Annotated in this window: 22 protein-coding genes, 1 pseudogene and 1 other annotated feature; of the genes and pseudogenes, 4 read left to right on the top strand and 19 right to left on the bottom strand. The window is 49.1% G+C overall.

Features of this window, described 5'->3' with window-relative positions; translation table 11 throughout:
• Window positions 1-5: 5 nt before the first annotated feature.
• Window positions 6-455: an ACT domain-containing protein gene (locus C8J48_RS04305; protein ID WP_107727580.1), complete on the bottom strand. Its 450-nt coding sequence runs from the start codon at window positions 453-455 to the stop codon at window positions 6-8.
• 253 nt (window positions 456-708) lie between these two features.
• Between C8J48_RS04305 and C8J48_RS04300 the strand changes: the two genes are divergently transcribed.
• Window positions 709-1,173 carry a low molecular weight protein-tyrosine-phosphatase gene (locus C8J48_RS04300; protein ID WP_107725115.1) on the top strand — a complete coding sequence of 155 codons (465 nt, stop codon included), beginning with the start codon at window positions 709-711 and terminating at the stop codon, window positions 1,171-1,173.
• Window positions 1,174-1,246: 73 nt separating this feature from the next.
• Here C8J48_RS04300 and C8J48_RS04295 read toward each other — a convergent pair whose 3' ends face one another.
• The 18 genes from C8J48_RS04295 to C8J48_RS04210 all read right to left on the bottom strand — a co-directional run bounded on the left by C8J48_RS04295 (window position 1,247) and on the right by C8J48_RS04210 (window position 18,159).
• Window positions 1,247-2,119, bottom strand: coding sequence for a carbohydrate ABC transporter permease (locus tag C8J48_RS04295; protein WP_425430472.1), 873 nt, complete (start codon window positions 2,117-2,119; stop codon window positions 1,247-1,249).
• A gap of 80 nt (window positions 2,120-2,199) precedes the next feature.
• Window positions 2,200-3,129 carry an ABC transporter permease gene (locus C8J48_RS04290; protein ID WP_107727579.1) on the bottom strand — a complete coding sequence of 310 codons (930 nt, stop codon included), beginning with the start codon at window positions 3,127-3,129 and terminating at the stop codon, window positions 2,200-2,202.
• Window positions 3,130-3,240: 111 nt separating this feature from the next.
• Window positions 3,241-4,842 carry an extracellular solute-binding protein gene (locus C8J48_RS04285; protein ID WP_425430444.1) on the bottom strand — a complete coding sequence of 534 codons (1,602 nt, stop codon included), beginning with the start codon at window positions 4,840-4,842 and terminating at the stop codon, window positions 3,241-3,243.
• 422 nt (window positions 4,843-5,264) lie between these two features.
• Window positions 5,265-5,993 (bottom strand): golvesin C-terminal-like domain-containing protein, encoded by a 729-nt coding sequence (locus tag C8J48_RS04280; protein ID WP_107725113.1) that lies wholly within the window; start codon window positions 5,991-5,993, stop codon window positions 5,265-5,267.
• 39 nt (window positions 5,994-6,032) lie between these two features.
• Window positions 6,033-7,679, bottom strand: coding sequence for a gamma-glutamyltransferase (ggt, locus tag C8J48_RS04275; RefSeq protein ID WP_107725112.1), 1,647 nt, complete (start codon window positions 7,677-7,679; stop codon window positions 6,033-6,035).
• Window positions 7,680-7,683: 4 nt separating this feature from the next.
• On the bottom strand, window positions 7,684-9,021 hold the full coding sequence (locus tag C8J48_RS04270) for a CapA family protein (protein WP_107725111.1): 1,338 nt from the start codon (window positions 9,019-9,021) through the stop codon (window positions 7,684-7,686).
• A 14-nt stretch (window positions 9,022-9,035) separates the two neighbouring features.
• Window positions 9,036-9,485 carry a poly-gamma-glutamate biosynthesis protein PgsC gene (pgsC, locus tag C8J48_RS04265; RefSeq protein ID WP_107725110.1) on the bottom strand — a complete coding sequence of 150 codons (450 nt, stop codon included), beginning with the start codon at window positions 9,483-9,485 and terminating at the stop codon, window positions 9,036-9,038.
• Window positions 9,486-9,506: 21 nt separating this feature from the next.
• Window positions 9,507-10,697, bottom strand: coding sequence for a poly-gamma-glutamate synthase PgsB (gene pgsB / locus C8J48_RS04260; protein ID WP_107725109.1), 1,191 nt, complete (start codon window positions 10,695-10,697; stop codon window positions 9,507-9,509).
• Between the two features lie 409 nt (window positions 10,698-11,106).
• A complete protein-coding gene (obgE, locus tag C8J48_RS04255; protein ID WP_107725108.1) occupies window positions 11,107-12,384 on the bottom strand; it encodes a GTPase ObgE in 1,278 nt (425 codons plus the stop codon).
• A 28-nt stretch (window positions 12,385-12,412) separates the two neighbouring features.
• Window positions 12,413-13,114, bottom strand: coding sequence for a Spo0B domain-containing protein (locus tag C8J48_RS04250; RefSeq protein ID WP_107725107.1), 702 nt, complete (start codon window positions 13,112-13,114; stop codon window positions 12,413-12,415).
• 108 nt (window positions 13,115-13,222) lie between these two features.
• Window positions 13,223-13,528, bottom strand: a complete 306-nt coding sequence (rpmA, locus tag C8J48_RS04245) for a 50S ribosomal protein L27 (RefSeq protein ID WP_107725106.1) — start codon at window positions 13,526-13,528, stop codon at window positions 13,223-13,225.
• Window positions 13,529-13,546: 18 nt separating this feature from the next.
• Window positions 13,547-13,885, bottom strand: coding sequence for a ribosomal-processing cysteine protease Prp (locus C8J48_RS04240; RefSeq protein ID WP_107725105.1), 339 nt, complete (start codon window positions 13,883-13,885; stop codon window positions 13,547-13,549).
• A gap of 15 nt (window positions 13,886-13,900) precedes the next feature.
• The gene (gene rplU, locus C8J48_RS04235; protein ID WP_107725104.1) at window positions 13,901-14,212 is read right to left on the bottom strand and encodes a 50S ribosomal protein L21; all 312 of its coding nucleotides are present in this window, start codon (window positions 14,210-14,212) and stop codon (window positions 13,901-13,903) included.
• An 11-nt stretch (window positions 14,213-14,223) separates the two neighbouring features.
• Window positions 14,224-14,294: a sequence feature (ribosomal protein L21 leader region), on the bottom strand.
• A 60-nt stretch (window positions 14,295-14,354) separates the two neighbouring features.
• Window positions 14,355-14,489 carry a DUF3885 domain-containing protein gene (locus C8J48_RS04230; RefSeq protein WP_107725103.1) on the bottom strand — a complete coding sequence of 45 codons (135 nt, stop codon included), beginning with the start codon at window positions 14,487-14,489 and terminating at the stop codon, window positions 14,355-14,357.
• A 76-nt stretch (window positions 14,490-14,565) separates the two neighbouring features.
• Window positions 14,566-15,432, bottom strand: a complete 867-nt coding sequence (locus tag C8J48_RS04225) for a M50 family metallopeptidase (RefSeq protein WP_107725102.1) — start codon at window positions 15,430-15,432, stop codon at window positions 14,566-14,568.
• Window positions 15,422-16,207 (bottom strand): M23 family metallopeptidase, encoded by a 786-nt coding sequence (locus tag C8J48_RS04220; protein WP_107725101.1) that lies wholly within the window; start codon window positions 16,205-16,207, stop codon window positions 15,422-15,424. Before C8J48_RS04220 ends, C8J48_RS04225 begins: the two co-directional genes overlap by 11 nt.
• Before the next feature lie 402 nt (window positions 16,208-16,609).
• Window positions 16,610-17,215, bottom strand: a complete 606-nt coding sequence (locus C8J48_RS04215) for an alpha/beta hydrolase (protein ID WP_107725100.1) — start codon at window positions 17,213-17,215, stop codon at window positions 16,610-16,612.
• On the bottom strand, window positions 17,212-18,159 hold the full coding sequence (locus C8J48_RS04210) for a ring-cleaving dioxygenase (RefSeq protein ID WP_425430443.1): 948 nt from the start codon (window positions 18,157-18,159) through the stop codon (window positions 17,212-17,214). The genes C8J48_RS04215 and C8J48_RS04210 overlap by 4 nt, the downstream gene beginning before the upstream one ends.
• A 389-nt stretch (window positions 18,160-18,548) precedes the next feature.
• Between C8J48_RS04210 and C8J48_RS04205 the strand changes: the two are divergent.
• The 3 genes and pseudogenes from C8J48_RS04205 (at window position 18,549) to C8J48_RS04195 (ending at window position 23,061) form a co-directional block, all read left to right on the top strand.
• Window positions 18,549-19,686 (top strand): annotated as a pseudogene (locus C8J48_RS04205) (diaminobutyrate--2-oxoglutarate transaminase family protein).
• Between the two features lie 16 nt (window positions 19,687-19,702).
• Window positions 19,703-21,211 carry a pyridoxal phosphate-dependent decarboxylase family protein gene (locus C8J48_RS04200; protein WP_170105146.1) on the top strand — a complete coding sequence of 503 codons (1,509 nt, stop codon included), beginning with the start codon at window positions 19,703-19,705 and terminating at the stop codon, window positions 21,209-21,211.
• Between the two features lie 20 nt (window positions 21,212-21,231).
• On the top strand, window positions 21,232-23,061 hold the full coding sequence (locus C8J48_RS04195) for an IucA/IucC family protein (RefSeq protein WP_107725097.1): 1,830 nt from the start codon (window positions 21,232-21,234) through the stop codon (window positions 23,059-23,061).
• Window positions 23,062-23,088 lie beyond the last annotated feature (27 nt).

Here is a 23,088-nt window from a genome sequence, read left to right as displayed (position 1 = left end):
CCTATCTACTCTCCTCTAGAGACCAGTTGCGTCTGTTTTACACCTTCCAAGGATTTTAACCCTTCCAACATTGTCGTAATGTCCGTCAATAATTGCGCTGTATCCAGGGACATCGTCACCCCTGCGATTCCTTGCAGCGGAATCGTCTGATTGATGGTGAGCACATTGCCTCGCTGAGTAGCCAAATACGATAAAATTCCAGATAATACTCCTGCCCGATGCTCCAAGGTAAGCGAAATCGTAATAATCTTTTCTTTCATCAGAGCATTAAAGGGATACACTCCATCCTTGTATTTGTAAAAGGAACTGCGGCTCATTTCCACCCGTTCCACCGCTTCTTGCACCGTCTGCGCTTCTCCTGAGGCAAGGAGAGCTTTGGCCTCGACCGTTTTTTGAATCGCTTCCGGCAACATATCGGAACGAATCAGATAGTATGTTTCATTGCGCAAAACAATCCCCCCTTCCCCTCTCCGTCTCTTTATTGCATACAAATGTCTTCATATAATGGACATTATAGAAGGGAAGACTGAGAGATGCAAGCTTTTTTTTAAACCCGCTCATAATCAAACACGGTCAAACAAACCCAGTCCTCACTGTTACGATAAAGTAGGAACCTGTTTGCTCCACTTCAGCTGTTTCAGACAGTGATTCCCTATATGATAAAATAAATTGGTAATCGGACGATCGCAAATAAAGGAGTGCATCCATTTGATATCGGTCTTGTTTGTCTGTTTGGGCAATATTTGTCGTTCCCCTATGGCAGAAGCAGTATTACGTCATCAACTGGACAGGGAAGGGTTAGCCGATCATGTTCGGGTCGATTCCGCTGGTACCGGAAACTGGCATGAAGGACACCCGCCCCACCGCGGCACCCGCAACATTTTGAAGCGAGAAGGCATCTCCGCCGAAGGCATTCATGCCCGCCAAATCCTGCGTGATGACTTATCCGACTTCGACTTTATCATTGTGATGGATAACAGCAATTTTGACGATGTGAATCGATTGGCTCAAGGAAATGCAAACAATATCCACCGCTTTGTCGACTTTATCGCTGACACTTCCTACCGAGAAGTACCTGATCCCTATTTCACGGGAAATTTTGATGAAACCTATACCTTGGTGGAGTCGGGATGTCGTGGAATTGTGCAAGCGATTAAGGAGAAGGTGACATAATCAACCACCCACATGATATACCAAAAAGCAGAAGACAGAGTCGATGAACGCTGTCTTCTGCTTGATCATAGGATTAACCTTTGATCGATCCGATCATCACCCCTTTTTCAAAATACTTCTGTACAAAGGGATAAATAACCAAAACCGGCAAACTGGATACGATAATCACGCCATATTTAATTTGATCAGCATATCGCTGTGCGTACCCACCTGCGTTTCCACCAGTACCCGCACCTTCGACAAACACTTGATTGGATAGAAGAATATCTCGTAACACAATCTGTAGCGGTTGGAGACTGTTATCTCTCACATAAATCAAGCCAGTGAAGAAATCATTCCAATGCCACACAAAATAATAGAGGGCAATCACCGATATAATCGCTTTTGATAGCGGCATAACCACTTTCATAAAAAATTGAAAATGGGTGCAACCGTCGATGGAAGCGGCTTCAAACATTTCCTTGGGTATATTGCTCTCAAAAAAGGTTCGAGTAATGATCAGATTAAATACATTGATGGTTGCCGGATTAAAAATAAACACCCACATTGTATCCGTCAGGTTTAAATTTTTCATCAAGAGATAGGTCGGAATTAATCCTCCGCTAAAAAACATCGTAAAAACAAAGAAAAACATCAAGAAACGTCTCGCTCGAAATTCAGGCCGTGATAATACATAAGCTGCCGGCAATGTGAATAGTAAGCTTATCAATGTTCCCCCTACTGAGTAGATGATGGTATTTTTGTATCCTGTCCAGATGCGCGGGTCCTGAAAAATTTCCTTGTATCCAAATAGGCTAAATCCTTTGGGAAATAATAAAACCTCACCCGTTGCCACCCGTGTCGAGTCACTCACTGATGCAATCACAACAAAATATAATGGATAGGCGATCAATAAAAATACCACAAAACATATCACATAGACAGCAATATCAAAAATGACGTCCATCACCTTTCTATCTTTCACGATCCCCATTGATCATCACTCCATGAACATTGATTTGTGTACGAATCCGGTCGCCAATTCCATCACCATAAGCTGATTTTTGCAACTCTTCTTGCAATGGCATTGACACAAACCAATAATGTAAAGTTGATCAAGGTATTAAACAGCCCGATGGCCGCCGCATAGCTAAATTGGTTTGACACGATCCCAATCTTATAGACATAGGTTTCGATCACTTCCGAGACGGGCAGATTTAACGCATTTTGCATGAGAAACACTTTTTCAAAACCGGTACTGATAATACTCCCCATATTCAAAATGAGAAGAATAATGATCGTCGGTACAAGAGCCGGAAATTCGATGTTTCGTATAATCTGCCATCGGCTAGCCCCATCCATCTTTGCCGCATCATATAATTGTGGGTCTACACTGGAAAGTGCAGCCAAATAAATAATACTGTTCCATCCGACATGCTGCCAAACATCAGAAAGGACATACACCGGTACAAAGGTTTGGGTGGAAGCCAGTAAGTTTACATCCCCAAACCCTATTAACTTCATCAAGTATCCAACAATACCGGTGTTTGGCGATAACAGCACATTTAACAAACCTACCAACACGACAATGGAAATAAAGTGCGGCAAATACACGGTTGTCTGTAATGTCTTTTTCGCCCTTTTCCATTTAATCTGATTAATTAACAACGCCAACATAATCGGTGCCGGAAAACCCACTGTAATCGTGGATAGACTAAGGACAAGGGTATTTCTCATCAGATCGACAAACATATAACTTTCCACAAATTGAGTAAAGTATTTGAGTCCTACCCATTCTCCGCCGGTCAATCCTTTCGTAAAGTCAAACTCGCGAAAAGCCAATTGAATGCCGTACATCGGGATGTAATTAAAGATAAAAACGGTCACGATCGCCGGAAGAATCATTAACCACAACTGATAATCGCGTTTGAAAGTGGTAAAGAGAGCGGGTTTCTTTTTTAGTTTCGTCTCTTTCATCACTTTTTTTGTGTGAGGACTAATCACAGCCATAAGAAATTCTCCTTTATTTTTAAGGAAGATGCCAACCCATCCATGAGGCGGGTATAGCATCTTCCCAGTGGTGTATGATTACTGCTTGCTCCTATATTCATCGTAGTATTTTTGCATGATCGCCATATTATCTTGTAATCCCATCTTTGTTAGCTGGTCGACATACCCATCCCATTCCGATTCAATCCCACCTTTGGTAACCCACTGCGAAAACTTCGACATCGTTAAATTCATCAGCTCCGTATTTCGTAAGCTTAGCATGTTGTTATCCTCTTCACTGTATTTGATAAACGTACCAGGAAAGATGTCTTTTTTCTCATCAATCAAATCAAATGCAACCTGTAATGGCTTCGTTTGTTCCACTACTTCTTGCATATCTGTACCAAGTTCCAACTCCAATGAATCAGATATATACATCGGTCCGTTATCGGCCCAAGTGGTTGTCCATTTCCATGTACCTGGATCCATCGCTTGATCTTGCGGTGGCAATACGGTATAGGTACCGTCGCCATTGTCAGCAATATTCGTCCCCAATGAACCAAACAAGACCTGCATACTCACTTTTGGATCGTACAATTCATTGATAAATTTCATCGCTGCTTCTTTGTTTTTCGTTGCCGCCGACATTTGCACCATATTGACTCCATAGTTTAAGTTGTAGAAATCATAGCTCCAGGATACGTCATACGTAGCGTCAGCAGATACCTTTAACGGAGGCATGGAGGTATATTGGGATGCCACCTGGTTTCCGAAACGATCCGATGCTACCCACCCCCATGTAAAGCCAACCTTTGCCGTATCCCCTTTTCCACGGGCAACGGATTGGAATTTGGTGTAATCCTGCGTAAATACTTCAGCGTTGATCAATTTCGCCTGCCAGCATTGATGCAGAAACTGAACCATCTCTTTATATCGTTCATCGATAAAGAAATTTTTTACCTTCCCGCCTTCCACAAAGTAGCCCTGACCGCTTCCATCCGCTAACGTGATACCGTAGCTGCCCAGAAGCACCGTCGGCTGAAAATGGCCAAATCCTCCGGTTCCCGGTGGAGAAAAGTCCATCGGAATTTCATCGTTGGGATTGCCATTGCCGTTTGCATCTTCTTCTTTAAAAGCCTTTAACACTTCAAATAACTCATCCCAAGTGGTTGGCATTTCTAAGCCCAGATTGTCCAACCATTCTTGGTTAATGTATTGTTTGGTTGCGGATTCAGGCCAAAATCGCTGGTATTTGGGCAATCCGTAAATCGCACCATTCACCTGGGTTGCAATGATTTTTGTTTCCGGTTTTTCTTTAAACATGGTTTGTACGTTGGGTGCGTGTTGATCGATTAATTCGTTTAAATCTTGAAATAGACCTTTAAATTGCGAGAATTCTGCATCCGTGATCGCATTTGCTCCTATAATCAGATCGGGGATTTCACCGGAAGAAAGCATTGGCCCTTTTTTTTGACCCCAATCCGCGGAAACTTCTTCCCATTTGATTTTAACCCCCGCACGCTTTTCTGCCTCTTCCAACCATTCCATCTTTGATAGGTCTTGGGTCAATGGGTGTTTTAACATTAGACCCGTTAATATTACGCGACCGTCTTCTGTTCTCTCTTCGGCAGCTTCATTGGAACAACTGATGGAAGCCACACATAAGGAGAGTATCAAAAAGATGGTTAAGAACTTTCTCACTTTTCTTCCCCCTCATGCCCTATTTTTTAGAGCCATCATTAAGGCTACTTCCCAGCTGTGAAAAACACATCGTAACAAATGAAGCCGTCCAATCAAGAAAGCGCTTACATTTATAAACCAAAAAGCAGAACACTTACAGCAAATAACAATCGGTCGATTCCTTGAGTAACGAAAAATACATACGAACAAATTTCGCTTAGAGATAATTGTCCGTACAAGTTATTGTAGTCGAAGGTTTTACCCTCGTCAAGGTTTTTATCTGGCGATTTGTCGCTGTATTCACCCGCCATTTACATCCGGTTCGTTTACAGCTGATCTTCCGCTTATTCAAACCTTAATGTCAGGTAAACTGAAAAATACCCCCTCTATTTTGAGGGGGTGTGACGTTTATTTTAGGTGCTTTTGCAGCCAAGTTATCATATTTAAGGTTGTTGTGGGGGAGCCAGTTGTACGCCGGGTTGCTGTTCGTTCTGCCCGTCCGCCGATTGTTGCGGATCATTTTCTCCTTCGCCCGCTTGCTCCGGGTTCGGTTGTTGTTGTGGAGCCTGTTGGACAGGCTCAAAACCTTGGTTGGGGTTTCGGTTATCCAAAATCAATTTATTGGATGAATTTCCCTCTTCCGTTATTCGGATCGCATCGGCAATTACCGCCCCATCAGTATTGTTGGTAAGTGTTACCGTAACCTCTTCTCCCTCCTGGAAGTCATAGGTTCCGATTGAAATCCAACGGCCACCACCGGTTCGCTGGTCCACCAATTCCGTCGCCGTTCCGCCGGAATAGCTGACGGTGTAAGGAGCGTTGCTCGCACGGTCAAAGGCGGCGGCATAATTGACATGGATGTTATATTTTCCTGCTTGCTTCACCTGAAACGTCCATGTGAACGAGGCCGATCCGTCACCAGCTTGGCTGGCGTGATAATCAGGACCAAAGTAACCGTTGGCATTGGAGGATACTACCCACTCTCCCCAAAAGGTTTCCTGCATCCGCATCAGACCGGGACCGTCCGTCTCTCGCACCCATCGTTGGCGGAATTCCTCGATCACACGCATTTCGTTTGCTTCCAAGGTCTCCAGGTGCCGAAATCCAATCATAACGGACAAGATCGTTGCAAAAAACAGAATCGGCACCACCCATCGAATCAACCGCTTCACCATGCTACACCCTTTCTGCTTGGCTGCGGGGCCATGTTCCTATCGTTCCACACGCCAGGTACCATCTCTGCGCGGATCGGCACTTCCCTCAATCGTACCGGAATTCAAATCGAGTCGCATGGTTTGAATTCCTCCAAAATAAAGCGCCGATGTCGTAGCTGTCTCTGGATATCCCCGTTGTTGCAATTCTGCGCGGACACTTTCCGGGAATTCCCGTTCCATCGCGACCGTATCATCTTCGATTTCAACATAGGAGCGTGGATTTTTCATCGCGTCTTCCAGTGATTCCCCATACTTCAGATGCCGGATCAACACTTGGCTGACCATCGCCGGAATCCGCCGTCCGCCGGCGCTCCCGATCCCGATCATCGCTTCTCCGTCCTTCACTAGGATCGCAGGGGTGGTATAACTATAGGGCCGCTTTCCAGGTTGGGGATAGTTGGGAAACTGTGGCGTCAAGCTGAAGTTTTTCAGCTGGTTGTTCATAAAAAAGCCTTTTACATAAACACCGGAACCAAAATAACCGCTGACGGTGTTTGTCCCTGATACCATCATGCCGTCTTTATCAATGATCACGAAGTGTGTCGTATTATCGTGGTCTTCTAGATCAGCTTCCGAATCCAAGTTTTCTCTGTATTCCTCCGATGCTTTATCCATCTTGATATCAGAGGCTAACTTTTGCGTGTACTCCTTGGCAGTCATCTCTTGCTCCGGAACATCCACAAAAGCAGGATCCCCGATTTTGCGCAAGCGGTCCCGGTAGCTCCGTTTATATAGCTCCCCGGTCAAATGGACGAAATCCGACGGTTTGTCCTTGGTCGCTTCCACCTGGAGCGTTTCCGCCATCTGCAACATCTGGATCAGCATAATCCCACCGGAAGGTGCCGGAGGAGCATATACATCGAAGCCTGCAAACTCCCCTTTTACCGGTTTTTTCTTTAGAACTTCATACCGCTGAAAATCATCCAGGGTAAATTGGGGAACCTTGCGGATCATTTCCTGGGCGATCGGCCCTTCATAAAAAGCGGAAGAACCCTCAGTCTGGATCATTTCCAACGTTTGGGCCAATTCTTCCTGAACCAGGATATCCCCTTTTCGCAGAGGTTGGCCTTCGGGATACATGTGGGAGACTTCACTCATCTGCATGCGAAAGGCGGAACGCTCAATCCGGGATTCGTCGATACTGGTCAGCTCCACACCGTTGGCAGCCAAATCGATGGAGGGCTGAATCAGTTCTTTCATCTCCATCGACCCGTAATCCTGATAAACCGTCTCCATCCCTTTTACAAATCCGGGAATGCCGATTCCCAGCGGGGGCATCTGGCCGTTATAGGGAGCAATTTCTCGGTAATCGTAAACAACCGGCTCTTTCCCATTACCGGGGTGAACCAACATCGTTCCTCCCCCGCCGATTCCAGAACCGTGGGGTTCTACCACCCCGAGGGCATACGAGACGGCGATTGCCGCATCCACCGCATTGCCGCCTTCGGCCAGCACACGGGTTCCCACTTCAGTGGCCAAAGGATGAGCCGTCGCCACACCATAGTTGCGTTGTTTACCCGTCGATACGCTCAATGAGCGGGAATCAGGTTCCTGCTTTTTACCGAAGGACTCATTGACGTAAACGCCGGTCATCCCCACAATGACGATGACGCTAAGAATGATGTTAAGTACGCGTGTTGACATCGGCTCATCCTCCCCCCGTTCCAGCAGCGGGTTGCGCTGGCGCTTCCTGTGCCGGCGCCCCCGGTGTCACCCCATTCTGTTGTTGACCTTGCTGCTGTTGATCTTGTTGCTGATCCTCTTGCTGCGGGCTTTCCCCTTGTTGTTCGTTTTGATTCGATTCTTCTCGTTGTAGGATTTTAGAATGGTCCCACTCATGGACGATGTAATCCTCTTCCCGCGTCCACTTCTTCTTCCAAGCTTCAGTATAAACCCTTTCGTCCGCCAACTGAAGATAGATTTTTTCCCGACGGTACAGATTCGTAACCCCGGGCAACGGGCGAGGTTTCCCTTCCCTGATTACCATCGGATGAACTTCTAAGCGGGCTTTGCCATCTTTGCTCAGCTTGTACTGAACCAATGCCGTTTCCCGCGTCCGGGACCAACCTTGATCAAAGATAAAATTCCCTAGGCTGTACATGATGACAGAGCCCTTGTAAAACTCAATCGGCTCCAGTACGTGGGGATGGTGGCCGACTATTATATCAGCGCCAGCGTCCACCATCGCTCGACCTAAATCCTTTTGCCGCGGATGAACGTTGTTGTCATATTCCACTCCCCAGTGAACTTGTACAATCACCAGGTCCGCATTTTTTTTCGCTTTCTCGATCAATGGAAGTGAGGTTTCAGGTCGGGCGGGAATTACTCCCGGAAAGTCCCGTTTCACGGTTCCCCCTTTGGCGTAAACATCCGTCACCCCGACAGTGGCCACTTTTAAGCCGTTCACTTCCTGATAAAGTACTTGTTGTGCGTCATAGCGATCACTACCTGCTCCTACCGTAGGCAGACCCGCATCGCGAAAGGTTGATAATGTATCCATCAAACCTGGCGCCCCATAGTCGGTTGTATGGTTATTGGCTAGATTGACCGAAGTGAAACCTACTTTTTTCAAGGCAGCCGGTACCTCGGGTGGAGAATGAAAGACAATATCTTTGTCCGCTTCAGGGTAATCCTCTGGATCTCCGAGCAAGACGGGGTTTTCAAAGTTCCCCGTCACCAGGTCCGATTCTTGGAAATAGGGTTGGACATTTTGAAATAAATTCTCATACCCATGCCTCTCCCCTGCTTTCTCCACAAAACGGCCAAACATCATATCGCCTACCATCGTCAGTGTGAGAAGATCTTCCGCTTCACCGGTAGCCGTATCCGCTTTGACCGTTGTTCCTCCCATGGAGTCGAGCAGAGAAAAACTGACCAAGAGGGCGATGGATACAAAAAAGGCGATCGTCGTATGGATGGGAGCTTTTACTTTGTGCTTTTTTGTCCAACGCAACATGCGTTGTTTGCGATTCAACTTTTTACTCATGGAAGTATCCCCGCTTAAAACAGATAGTAAGCATACATGGTCAAAAAGGTAAGGCCACTTAAAAGCAACGTACTCCAAACCGTGGGAACCAACCCTTGCTTCTGGATTGTGTTGGCGATCAATCCGGGAACGATCACACCGATCCCCCGAAATTCAAAAATCTCAAAGGGGACAAAGGGATAAAAATAATCGAATATGAGTTTTAATACAATCCCAGTTGCCAACATGGCGGCAAACTTACGCCGTCCGTACAGGATGGTAAAACGACCGATCACTTGGGTTACGATCAGATACGTCAGGAAACTGAGGGATAAAACGACCAAAATAAAAACGGGTTGGTCAAAGACCAGTCCCAGGTAGCCGGGTACCACCAGCCCCGCAGGAACCACCCCGGTTTTTTCGGCATACAAAAGGCTGAATACGACGCCGATGACCAGCGAAATATATAAATCCGAGCCAAACACAGCGATTTCCTCCCAGCCTAATTAACTAACATGTGAGATTTGGGTGTGCTTTTGCTCCTCCAAAAGATCGCACAACGGCTCTGCTGCGCCGTGGATGTTGCCCACCCCGTAAACGACCCGATCAGACAGAAACGGAGTCAACTTATCCATAATCTCTCGCGTTCCTCGCCCTTCCAGGTTTAACATATTGTTAGCAGGTATTTTTCCCGCTTCATAGGCAACGGCAATGGGTCGAGTCGACTCTCCAATCAAGACCAATGTATCCATCTCAATATGGGGCAACACATCGACCGCAAATTGTTCTGTCCGATCAACCCGGTCAGGACGGCAATTCATAATCACCACCGGTTTATTATCCGTCGGATAACCCAATTGCACAATCCTTTTCCAGATATTGATAGTAGAAGCCGCATCGTTAGCAGCAAATCCGTTGGCAAAATAAGCGGGGCGATCCCGATCTCCAACAGGCAGGATACTCATCGCACCCGGATCTGGCGGGGCATTCAGCATCCCTCGCAGGGCCGTCTCTTCATCGATGCCCACCGCTTCAGCAACAGCCAAAGCCAAAGCCGCATTTTCGGGAAAGATCATATACTCGAATTTACGGAGATACTCCTCCGAGATTCGGCTGGTGTCACATACATGTAATTGGGTACGGCGCTTGCGCGCCTCCCGCCGATAAAAGGAAACATAAGGACTATCATTAATAATTAAATGCCCTTTTTCCGGGATCGTCGCCGTAAAAGCTTGTGCTACTTCGTCCAGAGTCGGCCCCATCACATCCATGTGATCTTCCAATACATTGACGATTACACCCACATTGGCCTGCAGCATGCGCTCTTGGAACACAATTTGATAATCAGGGTTAACCGCCATACATTCACTGACCAGGCACTCCGCTTTCAACTTGGATGCTTTAGCTAAGACCTCTTTTTGTTCACGGATATTCGGACCTTCCGGACGTCGCTTAATCGGCTCCTCCTCGTCGGTGTACCAATAAATCATCCGCGCTTGGGTGCCGGTGGTCTTACCCACCGTACGCATGCCCGCCTCGATCATAATCCCCGTAATCAGACGGGTGACCGTCGACTTTCCGCGGATTCCGTTGATATTGATGCGTAAGGGTACCGATTGGATCACTTTTTGATGGCGGCGCCATTCAAAGATCCCCAGCACCAGCACCAATGTCAACAGTAGTGGGATGAGAAGCATGGGAACCAACATCTCCTAAACCAATGGATTCAAAATAGGAATGACTTGCTCCCATTATAATAAATACTTTTAATAGAAAAATCCACTAAACATAGGGCCTATCTTTTTCACCGTAAAAAAGCCGATTCATTTCTCGGTACGGTTCGTCGGGATATTACTATTAAATCACACCAGTGTTAACAAAATGTTAATGCCACGAAATTGCCAACAATCCGCCCTAAATAGAACCGAATCAGACCGATCATTCACAACAAAAGGTATATTTTTTCGATAGTACAAAGGGGTAGGTTTTTGCATAATAAGTCAGACGAAGCCGACGAATAGAACTAGTACTCGTCCGATCGCATCAATAACAAAAAGGGAGCGCTTTCAATAGAAAAAATAGGAAAGAGCGGGCATGTTGATCCCGTCATCCTTCCTGAAAATCAAATTCCATCTCACCGATCACCACTGTATCCCCTACCTGAGCGCCCCGTTTGCGCAAAGCATCGTCCACACCCATCTGCTTCAGGATATAAGCGAAGCGGCGCACCGACTCATCGTATTGGAAATTGGTCATTCTCACCAGTTTCTCCACACGCGCCCCTTCCACGATATACCGTTCATTTTCCCGACGAATGGTGAAAGGTTCTTCCACAGCTTCGCTTTTATACAGTTTTACTGCCGTCTCCTCCTCTTTCAGGGGTTCATTCGGCAGTTGATCCAATCGATCCGCCACGGCATAAAGCAGTTCTTTCAGCCCTGCTCGCGTCGCCGCCGAAATCGGATAAACCGGCACTTCCTCCCCTACCTCAGCCCGGAACAACTCCAAATGATCTGCGGCTTCCGGTAGATCCATCTTATTGGCTGCCACAATCTGGGTACGATCCGCCAGAGCTGCACGATAACGTTTGATTTCTTCATTGATTTGTTGAAAATCTTGATAAGGATCCCGTCCCTCAGAACCGGCCATATCGATAACATGGACCAACAGTTTTGTCCGTTCAATGTGGCGTAAAAATTGATGACCCAGGCCCACACCCTCATGAGCACCCTCGATCAATCCCGGCAGGTCGGCCATGACAAAGCTGCGTCCTTCCGTCACTTCCACCACACCCAGATTAGGGGCGATGGTGGTAAAATGATAGGCGCCGATTTTCGGTTTAGCGGCACTCACCGTGGAAAGAAGGGTCGACTTACCCACGCTGGGATATCCCACCAACCCGACATCGGCCAGCAGTTTCAGTTCCAGCTCCACCCAGCGCTCTTCTCCCGGTTCCCCGTTTTCCGCTACATGGGGAGCCGGATTTTTTGGCGTAGCAAAGCGGATATTTCCCCGCCCCCCCCGGCCCCCTTTGGCGATCACCGCTTCTTGACCGTGGCGGAGAAGGTCGGCTAGGATTTCACCGCTGTCCGCATCTTTTACCGTCGTTCCGGGAGGCACACGCACAACCATGGCCTCTGCCCCTTTACCGTGTTGGCTTTTGGAACGTCCGTTTTCGCCGCGGCTCGCTTTAAAATGCTTTTGGTAGCGAAAATCCATCAATGTTCGCAGTCCTTCATCCACACAAAAAACAACATCTGCCCCACGACCACCGTCCCCTCCGGCAGGGCCGCCGTTGGGTTCATATTTCTCTCGGCGGAAAGCGACCATTCCGTTGCCACCGTCTCCACCTTTGACATAGATTTTTACCTGATCGACAAACATGCGTCCACCACTTTTCCATCGATATGTATCACCGTAGGGGAAGATAAACCGTTACTCCATGGGCTTGCGGTTGCAGTTGAGCCTTCTTTAGCGTTATCGTATTTCTCAGTCGCGACCAATCACTCTCTGTAAGGGTAGGCCAGGTTTCCGGCTCCCCTTCCAACCGGATCAAAATACCTTTGTTCCCCTCTTGCTCCAGCTGAATCCACAGCTCTCCCGGTTCACCGTCAGCCGGTGCCAGGGCGGTAATCCAATCCATCATGTGCCGTAGCGTATTCTCTACGAGACGTGCCGCTGGACCACCCAATGTCGCTACCTCAGAAGAGACCGTCACTTCCGTTTTCCACTCGATCCATTCCATACGTAAAGTAGACAAAAATAAAGCTAAGGAAGGATCTTTAACAACGGCACCTTCTCGTTCCGTCGCCAGCTCGGAGGTCAATATTTGCAAATGTGCCGTTATTTTCTCCGTTTGCTCCAAAGAAGCATACGCCGAAATCACCTGGATGTGATTTAACCAATCATGGCGCTGATTTGACCATAACCGCAGAAATCGATCAATCTGCTTCTCCTTTTCAGCCTGTCCAATCACATGATAACGATGCCAACACCAGATAAGCAGGAGCCAACCAATAAGGGCCATGATCAGACCGGCGTTCCGGCCCCAAGGCTGCACCGCCATCACGACTAACCACCCTGCTATCGGAAGCGCATACAACCATTTTCCCATCTTGTCTCACTCCCGCATTCCATGGAGGTTCGTCTCCCATTTTACCGAAACGCCACCTACAAAAAAAACCCGGCCTCCTCACGGAAGACCGGGATCGCTCGCCGATGATCAGGCTTGGGCTTCAGCCACCTCGGCCACTTGCGGATAAACACTTACCTGCTTTTTGTTGCGGCCCAGACGCTCAAACTTTACAACGCCTTCTACTTTAGCGAAGAGGGTATCGTCGCCACCGCGACCAACACCTGCTCCAGGGTAAATCTTGGTTCCACGCTGACGGACCAAGATGCTGCCGGCACTTACCAATTGGCCGTCGCCCCGTTTAACCCCAAGGCGTTTCGCGATGCTGTCACGACCGTTTTTTGTGGAGCCGACCCCTTTTTTCTGAGCGAAAAACTGCAAATTCATCTTCAACATGGCAATCCACCTCCTTCATCAAGTAGCGTTCTCTAAAAATGTTACATGGGAAGGGTGCTCTTTCGCCACCTGCCGCAATGCTTCCGTCATCGCTTCCAAGAGAAGGCGCACTTTTTCCGTCTGCTCTCGTTCCAAACCGGAAGGAACAAAGCAATCCAAATACCCTTCTTCTTCATCTGCGATCCGATATACGCGGGAGCCAAGCAGAGACTCAATCGCGTTCACTTGTCCGATGGCGATTCCTGAAACCGCCGCACAGACGAGATCCTGTCCGTAAGGTCCCGCTTGGGCGTGCCCCCGGATAGAAACTTGATCCAGTCTCCCTTCCCTATCGCGTTTCACTCGTATTTGAATCATCGTCAAACCCTTCGATTACGCCTCGATCGACTCAATAACGACTTTGGTAAAAGGTTGGCGATGACCTTGTTTTCGCTTATAGTTTTTCTTCGGTTTGTACTTAAAAACCACAATCTTTTTCGCTTTACCTTGTTTTTCCACTTTGCCCGTCACTTTTGCACCTTCCACCACCGGTGTACCGATGACAGTGCCGTCCTCTTTGTTTACCAAGAGCACTTTATCAAAGGTGACAGTTTCGCCTTCTGCCGCGGCCAGCTTCTCGATGTAGACCGATTGTCCCTCTTCCACCCGATACTGTTTACCGCCAGTCTCAATCAATGCGTACATCCCGGACCCTCCCTCACATGAAGACTCGCCGGAATTGGTGGGATCTCCCCTTAAAACCTATTCCGTGCGGTTGTGCCAACTCCGGGTGAGCGGCACATAACAAAGGAATTTTATCACAGACTATATATGCTGTCAAACAACATCAAACCGAATCGGCAAAAACCGCATCGATCCGTTGACGGTCATAGTCCAAAATCCAATCGTTATAGTTGAGGTAACAATCGCGTAAAGTTTCAATTTTATTCGCTACAATATCTAACCCGCGGTCATCATACAAGTGGGCTTACACAGCCTTAATCCGGGAAAAGTGGAAGGCAACTATTCGTTTCTCCCTCAATGATTGCTGTGTCGTTTCAAGCCGTTAAGTCCCCGACGACACTGCGGGTGTTTTTCTCATCAAAATAATGGCGGAAGAGCGCTTCCTCCGGCAACGCTCTCCATACACCGCGGCTGTCTCTCACCTCCACCACATGATACGCTTCTTTGCGCAACCGACGTAAGACCCGTACCAAGGGCTCATCACGCTCCACCCGCACCCGCAAAATCGAGGCCGCTCCATCGACACCGTGCTCCCTGCGATGCAATAAAAATCGCATCAGTTGGAAGTCCCGTTTACGATAGGCGAAAAAATTGGCCTGTAGCAAAAAAAGACCGATCACCGCTTGATTCCACTGGTGAACGCCCAAAAACCAAGCCAAAAACACCAATAGACATGCACCGACCACACCGATGCGAAAGGTCCATAGGATGGCTTGAGCGTAAGGGAGACGATAACTAAGCAACCCCTGCAAAATGCGGCCTCCATCCAGGGGATAGATGGGCATGAGATTAAAACCGGCCATCAAAGCATTTCCTTGGATAAAATAAAGCATCCACTCCTCGCTCCACCAACCAGCCCGATAAAACAGGAATCCGGTCAAAATCATCAACACATTATGGAACGGGCCGGCCAGAGCGACCGCAATCTCTTCCCTGGCAGGAACGGTTCCCCATTCGTCCGTTTGTGCCACTCCTCCAAAAGGAAGCAGCTGAATCTCATCCATGCGCCAACCAAAAGAACGAGCGGCGGTAACATGACCCAATTCATGGATCAGTACCAACACAAATAAGGTAATCACTTCCATAAATTGGCCTGTCAACACCGATACCAGCAAAACCATCCCAAACAGAAAATGAATACGGAAGCGAACACCCTGCCATGGAAGTGCATTAAGAGCCAAAGGGAATCACATCCGCAGGATTGACAAAATCATCCCCCCGCTTCATCGCAAAAAAGAGCATGGCCTCGTTTTCTTGCACTCCTGCTTCTCCCAACAGTTGACGCGGTTTTACCCAGTCTTTCTCTTCCACTCGTATTTCCTTCAACCAACCGTACCAGGTTTCCCGTCCATCCGCATGGCGAAGGACTACGGTATTCCCCAGCCCTTCCACCGTACCCGCCTGGATCACCCATCCTTCCGCAGCGGCCACTACTGGTGCATCTTTCTTGGTCTGAATAATGATTCCCCGTTCCCCTTCTTGAAAAGGACGTTGTACCTTCCCAGCGACAGGGGCGACCCATTCGAATGTTTTCGCTCCATCGCTCTCCTGATCCGATTTTCTTTGAAACACAGGCAAAATGGCCGATCCCCCCAGATGCTCCTGATACCAAAGCGCAACACCCTCAAAATTAAAATCTCGCTCCATTACCTCCGCAATCCACATCTGCGCCTGCTGACTAGCCGGCACCTCGGACTGGTAAAGCAGATAAACCCCTGTCAGCAAGGCAAAAGCGAGAAAGGTTTGCAACAACATCCGGGGCGCCCATTTCCCCTTTTTCCTGGTATTCATCCAACTACCCGGCCGGTTCCAGGGGAGCTCGTCCGCTTCCGTCTCCTTTTTCCACACCGGCGCTCCCCACGCCTGATGAGGAGAGACGCTCTTCCGAGTCTCCCCCCGAATCGCCCGCAACTTTTCCTCTCTGCGTTTGCGTACCCCTTGGTTCCATTCCCGCATCTTTATCCCACCCTTTTGCCTCTGACAAGCCTAGATGCTACATCATATGACTTGTCTCATCCGCATATGCGCATGTCCACAAGGCTTGCGGGGGGACATTTTCCTACATGAGGTTTACCAAATCTCGCGGAATTGGGTGATGGGTGCTTGCTTCAATCACGATCGATCGTTCAAAAAAAACCCCTTCCGGAGAAGGGGTAAAGGTTGGACAGTCCCGATTTCCGTCTTCGCGCCTCTTTCCCTTGCAACGATGAAGGACTGTCCGCTTCATCTCCTCCGTTGGGCAGCCGGATCAAAGCGAGACTTGTGCTTTAGTGCAAAGGGCGCTATACCGGAAATCGCTCCCCTCTTCCCTTTAAGAGGTGGCTGACAAAGGAGGCCCGGGCCGTGATCCCGATTACTTCAAAATGACTCCTTCATCCAACGGGAAGCCGCTTCCACCTCTGTTTGGGTTAATTGGTGACCAGCCTGTTCCCAGTGAACAGAAACAGCAGCACCGGCGGATTGCAGCAACCGCTGCAGTTCTTCCGTTTCCTGCGGCGGACAAATGGGATCGTTTTGACCTGCTCCGATGAAGATCGGGGTTTTTGAGAGGTCTGGCAACGCCACTCCTCGACGGGGAACCATCGGATGATGCAAAATGGCCCCATACAACACTCCCGGATAATGAAAGAGGAGGCTGCCTGCGATATTGGCTCCGTTGGAATAACCGACAGCCACCACCTTACTCCGATCAAACGTATACTTTTCCGCCGCTTCATCGATAAATTGCTTTAACTCTTCTGTGCGTTGTACCAAATCTTCTTCATCAAATACCCCTTCAGCCAAACGGCGAAAAAAACGAGGCATCCCATTTTCCAGCACATTCCCCCGTGGGCTGAGTACTGACGAATGAGGTGAAATCATTTTTGCTAAAGGCAACAAGTCTTCCTCATTTCCCCCAGTGCCGTGAAGGGTTAACAATATCGGAGCATCCGAATCCGTTCCTCGTTGAAAGAGATGTCTCATCCTTTTCCTCCTTTTGCTTTGGGCACCTGTAGTGGGAGCAAACCCGACTCGATGTTCTCCCGTTCCGGTTCCAACCATGGCGGTAATTTTAGCGATTGCCCCAAATGTTTCCGCTCTTCGTCGACAGTGAAGCCTGGTCCGTCCGTGGCAATTTCAAACAAGATGCCCCCTTCTTCACGGAAGTAGATTGATTGGAAATAGAGACGATTGCGCACTTCCGTCGGGGTGATGCCATACTGGTGTAGATGGTCGATCCATTCCTGCTGCTCCGCTTCATCGGCAGCCCGCAAGGCGATATGGTGAACCACACCGGCACCCATCGAACCAACCGGAAGCGCTTCCCGCTTCACATCGATCCATTGGCCATTGGGACTCTCGGCCTGAAAACGGACCCAACCCTTTTCTTCTGCCACCTTGATCAAACCCATCCCCTGTTCCAACAAGGTGTTGGTTTTTTCCGGAGCGGTCGAATAGAGGACGGCACCGGCGATTCCAGTAATAGCATACTCCCCGTCAAGACCAACCACTGTCCATCCGCTGCGCTGTTCGGTTTTCCGCTCCACGATTTCTAAGTGTAGGCCGTGAGGATCATCAAACTGAAGCAGACGATCGCCTAACCGTTCCCCTGTCATGATGGAAACATCATATTGCTGCAGTCGCTCTTTCCAATAATCCAGTCCTCCTACTGGAACCGCAAAGGAAGTTACCCCAACCTGGCCGCCACCAATCCGCCCTTTCCTGGCTTGCGGCGAAGGAAAGGTGGTCATCAATGTTCCGGGACGGCCTACCTCATCGCCAAAATAAAGATGGTATGTATTTGGGTCGCCAAAATTAACCGTTTGCTTAATGATGCGCATCCCCAAAACTTTCGTATAAAAATCGAGATTCTCCTGAGGATGCCCTGCCACCGCCGTAATATGATGAATACCCACCGTTTTTTTCATCAACGTTCCCACCTCCCAATATCGGTTATCTACTACAATAACATGAGTAACTTAACATAGGTAAGTATTAATAAGGAAAACGTTAACCGTTTCGATTTTTAGTTGATCATGAATTGAAGCCGACATGCTACTCGCTTACATTTTCCCTTAAGGCGATCATTGCCGTTATGAAGTGCGCAAACCCTCTCGTTCCAACAGTATAAAAAATTTCACAGCGTTCCATCCCCCCTCCTGTCAGTACATACGGGGGATTCTATGTATTCGATAACGATTATCAATCGCAATTATTTTTCCCGAACCGGTTTACACCTCGATTTTTGTGTGCTAAATTATTAAACGAAATTGAGAATGATTATCGTTATTGATAAGCAGACAGGAGGAGTCCATCGATGCGTTCCAAACGCGTATGGGAAAACGAACATTACTTAGCCCAGCAGGAACGATGGGAATCAAATGCACGCTCCTATCCACGCCGCATCCCGCTGGCGATTCGGGAAGCGAGTGGTATCCACGTCACAGATGTGGAAGGAAATCTCTACTTCGACTGCTTAGCGGGTGCTGGCACCCTCGCCCTCGGTCACAATCATCCGTTGGTAATTGAAGCAATTCAGCAAGTGTTGGCGGACAATGGCCCGTTACATACTCTTGATTTAACCACACCGACCAAAAACGCCTTTATCGAAGAGTTGCTCTCCTGTCTGCCGCAGGCGTTTGCCCGTCGAGCCAAAATTCAATTTTGCGGTCCAGCGGGAACGGATGCGGTTGAAGCAGCATTAAAGTTGGTCAAAACAGCGACGGGGCGCCGATCGATATTCGCTTTTCACGGCGCTTATCACGGCATGACTCACGGTTCGCTGGCATTAATGGGAAATACGGCACCCAAAGAGCATGTGGGTGGATTGATGCCCGATGTACACTTTTTGCCGTATCCCTACAGCTACCGTTGTCCCTTTGGCCAAGGTGGGGACAAAGGAGCGGAAACCGGTAGCCGTTTCATCCAACGATTGCTGGATGACCCCGAGAGCGGAATTACCGTACCCGCAGGAATGATCATGGAGACTGTACAAGGGGAAGGCGGCGCCATCCCTGCACCGGATCATTGGGTTCAAAATATTCGCTTACTGACGCAAGAACGAAACATCCCCCTCATCATCGATGAAGTACAGACCGGCTTTGGTCGAACCGGCAAATGGTTTGCCTTTGAACATGCCGACATCACCCCGGATGTGCTAGTGTTGTCCAAAGCGATCGGAGGCTCCCTCCCCTTGGCAGTCGTCGTCTATGATGAATCCCTGGATGCCTGGTCACCGGGCGCACACTCTGGAACCTTTCTATCCAGAACTGGCACAAGCCATCCAAAAAGCTTGCTTTGAACGTAAGCTGATCGTGGAATTAGGGGGCCGCCACGGCAGTGTCGTCCGTTTTCTTCCCCCGCTCATCATCACCGAAGAACAGGTAGACCACATTTGCCAACGTTTCGCCGATGCGGTTGAAGCTGCGGAAAGATCCCTGGCCGCTTATGCGTAAGATCGGAGGAAGCATGATGATTGAAACGCAAACAACAACGCTGCTGGATACCAGGTTTTTAAATGAAACGACAGCCTCTCGCAATGCCTACAGCCAGGCGATGCAAACTGCACATGAGGTGATCCAGCATCATTTTGCCGGCTTGGACAAGCCTTTTAGCGGGATTTCACCGGAGGAGTTGACCGCTCTTTTCCGCTCTTTAGAAATCTGCCCGGAAGAGGGTGTAGAGTTGGAGACGGTGTTACGGCAGACAGGAGAGAGGATTCTTCGTCATTCTGTCGCTGTACATCATCCCACTTGTGCAGCTCACCTCCATTGCCCACCTCTCACTCCTGCACTGGCAGCGGAAACGATGATCAGCGCCATGAATCAATCAATGGACTCCTGGGACCAAAGTCCTGCGGCCACGATATTGGAAGAAAAAATGGTGCGCTGGTTATGCCGACAATTTGGGCTTGAGAGCCAGAGTGACGGTGTATTTACCAGCGGCGGAACACAATCCAATTTGATGGGATTGCTGTTGGCGCGAAACCATTTCGCTCAAACCCGCTTCGATTGGAATATCCAACGCAAAGGGTTACCCCCACATGCAAAAGATTGGCGTATTCTCTGTTCCCAGGCGGCTCATTTTACCGTCAAACAATCGGCGGCGCTATTGGGACTAGGGGAAGAGGCGGTTATCTGCGTGGAAACCGATGAACAGCATCGCCTCTCTATCACCGATTTGGATCGGAAACTGGCACAGCTGCGACAGCAAAAAAAGTTGCCTTTTGCCATTGTCGCCACCGTTGGTACCACCGACTTCGGTAGCATTGATCCGCTGCCGCCATTGGTCGAACGCACCCACAAGGATCAGATGTGGCTGCATGTAGACGCCGCCTTTGGCGGGGCATTAGCCTTTAGCGAACGCCATCGCCATCTCGTAACCGCCATTGAGCGGGCGGATTCCATCACCGTCGATTTTCATAAATGGTTCTACCAGCCGATCAGTTGTGGCGCTTTTCTTCTCCGTGATGAGGCCCACTTTGACGAAATTAAACGAAACGCCGATTATCTCAATCCGGCAGAAGATGAACAACACGGTATCCCCCATTTGGTAACCAAATCGATTCAAACCACCCGCCGTTTTGACGCGCTTAAATTGTTTGTCTCCCTACAGACCTTGGGGCGGAGGGGATTCTCCCATATGATTGACCGCACAATGGAAATCGCGGCAAAAGCGGCCGGGATGATCCGCGACGATGATAAACTACTGGCCATCAATCCCCATCCCATGCTAAACGCCGTCGTCTTTCGGTATCTCCCCGAGCCTGATCCAGGCGAGTGCCAACAATCCCGGCAAAACTGGATCAATCGGGATATTCGGCAACTGCTGTTGGCTCGTGGTGAAGCGGTTATCGCCCAAACCAAGGTGAAAGGCGATATTTGTCTAAAACTCACCCTGTTAAACCCGCGCATCACCTTGACCGATATCCACCACATCCTAAATGCTGTCAAACAAATCGGCGCCCAACTGGAAAAATGACAGAGGAGCGTGTAAATCGCATGTCGCAAACACGGGCTCAACAAGCCACCATGCAAAGTTTTTTCAATTGCTATCTAAAAGAAACCGGCAATGTGCATTGGTTGGAACAACACGGCTTAGAAGTGGACAATCCCATCTCTTCCATTCTTTCCGTCTCTCCCATCGGCAAAGCCGCGCGTGTCCCGTTGCCCCATCACGGCCTGGAAATTGTGGCCCCGCTCCGCTATTGGTCAGCGACGGAACGGCATCAATTTCTGTTTCCGTTCCAATATAGAGAAAGCGGCTCTGACCGCTTTCTGCCACTGGATATGGTCACCCTGACTACCCTGCTGACCAAGGAATTGGCACTGGATCGGTCATTGGATCACTTTCCCGTCGATCTGATCGAGCGCGTCATTCAAAGCAACAACCAACTCGCATCCTACCTCTCCGCGCGTCAAGTAGATGAGAAACAGCTGTATCGCTATCCTTTTCACTTCCTCGATGCGGAACAGTCCCTACTGTTAGGCCATTTGTTGCATCCCACTCCCAAAAGCAGACAAGGCTTATCCGATAGCGAACAGTCCCGCTATGCACCGGAGTTAAAGGGGGCCTTTCCCCTTCATCTCTTCGCCGCCCATCACTTGATTGTGCGGGAGGATTCCACCCGCTCCTTATCCGCCACGCAACTGATCAAGCGGGAATTGCTGGCGGACCCGCAACTGTCCGACGACTTAAAAACGACCTATTGCCAGCAGTCTGATTACAGTCTGCTTCCCCTTCATCCACAACAAGCGCATCATCTGCTGCAACAACCGCAAACCCAACGCTGGATTGTCGATGGGCTCCTAAAGGATCTCGGTCCCCAAGGAAGGCCTTATTATGCCACCTCTTCCTTACGCACGTTGTACCATCCCGAGGCTGATTTTATGTTGAAGAGCTCCGTCTCGATCAAAATCACCAACTCCCTTCGCCTCAACAAGCGAAAAGAGCTGGAGCGGGGAGTGGAAGTCTCCCGCTTGCTGCAAACCGAAATCGGAGAAAAAATGCGTACTGCCTTCCCCGGGTTTTCCATCATCGAAGATCCTGCCTATCTCACTTTGATCGATCCCGATAAAGAAGAGTCCGGTTTTGAACTAAGCCTGCGTCACAACCCCTTTCAAGGAGACGCCGGACGTAACGTCACCCTGATCGCCGGGCTGTGTCAGGATCATCCTGCCGGGGAAAAGTCGCGTCTGGCCCATATCATTCAATCCTTGGCTGCTCAGGAAGGGCGTTCAACCCAGGAAGTGAGCCGCGATTGGTTCCGTCGTTATCTTACCCTTTCGTTTCAGCCCATCATGTGGTTGTATCTGGAATACGGAATCGCCTTAGAAGCCCACCAACAAAACAGCCTTATCAAACTGGATAACGGCTATCCCGTCCACTTCTACTATCGTGACAACCAAGGCTACTACTACTGCGAATCTACTTTTGAGCGGCTGAAGCGGCTACTGCCGGGCATCAACGAAAAAAGCGATACCCGCTGCAACGATGCCGTCGCCGATGAGCGGCTCCGCTATTACTTCTTCCTCAATCATCTTGTGGGGCTGATCAACGGCTTCGGCACCGCCGGGCTGGTAAAGGAACAAGTCCTGTTGGCGGAATTGCGGGAAACGTTGACTCAACTTTTGCCCCATAACCGGGAGCCTTCCCGGTTAATCTACAGCCTGCTTGATGAGGAACGCCTTCCCTGTAAGGCAAACCTGTTGACCCGGCTGTATGAGATGGATGAACTGATCGGACCGATGGAAAGCCAGTCCGTCTACGTCCCCATCAACAACCCTCTTTTGAAAGGAGCGGTGACCAACCTTGAAATCGAAAACCCCTGATAGGGAAGAGATGAGCGGTCACTATGA

The organism is Desmospora activa DSM 45169, assembly GCF_003046315.1.
Lineage (GTDB): Bacteria > Bacillota > Bacilli > Thermoactinomycetales > DSM-45169 > Desmospora > Desmospora activa.
This window is presented reverse-complemented; position numbering and strand designations above follow the sequence as displayed.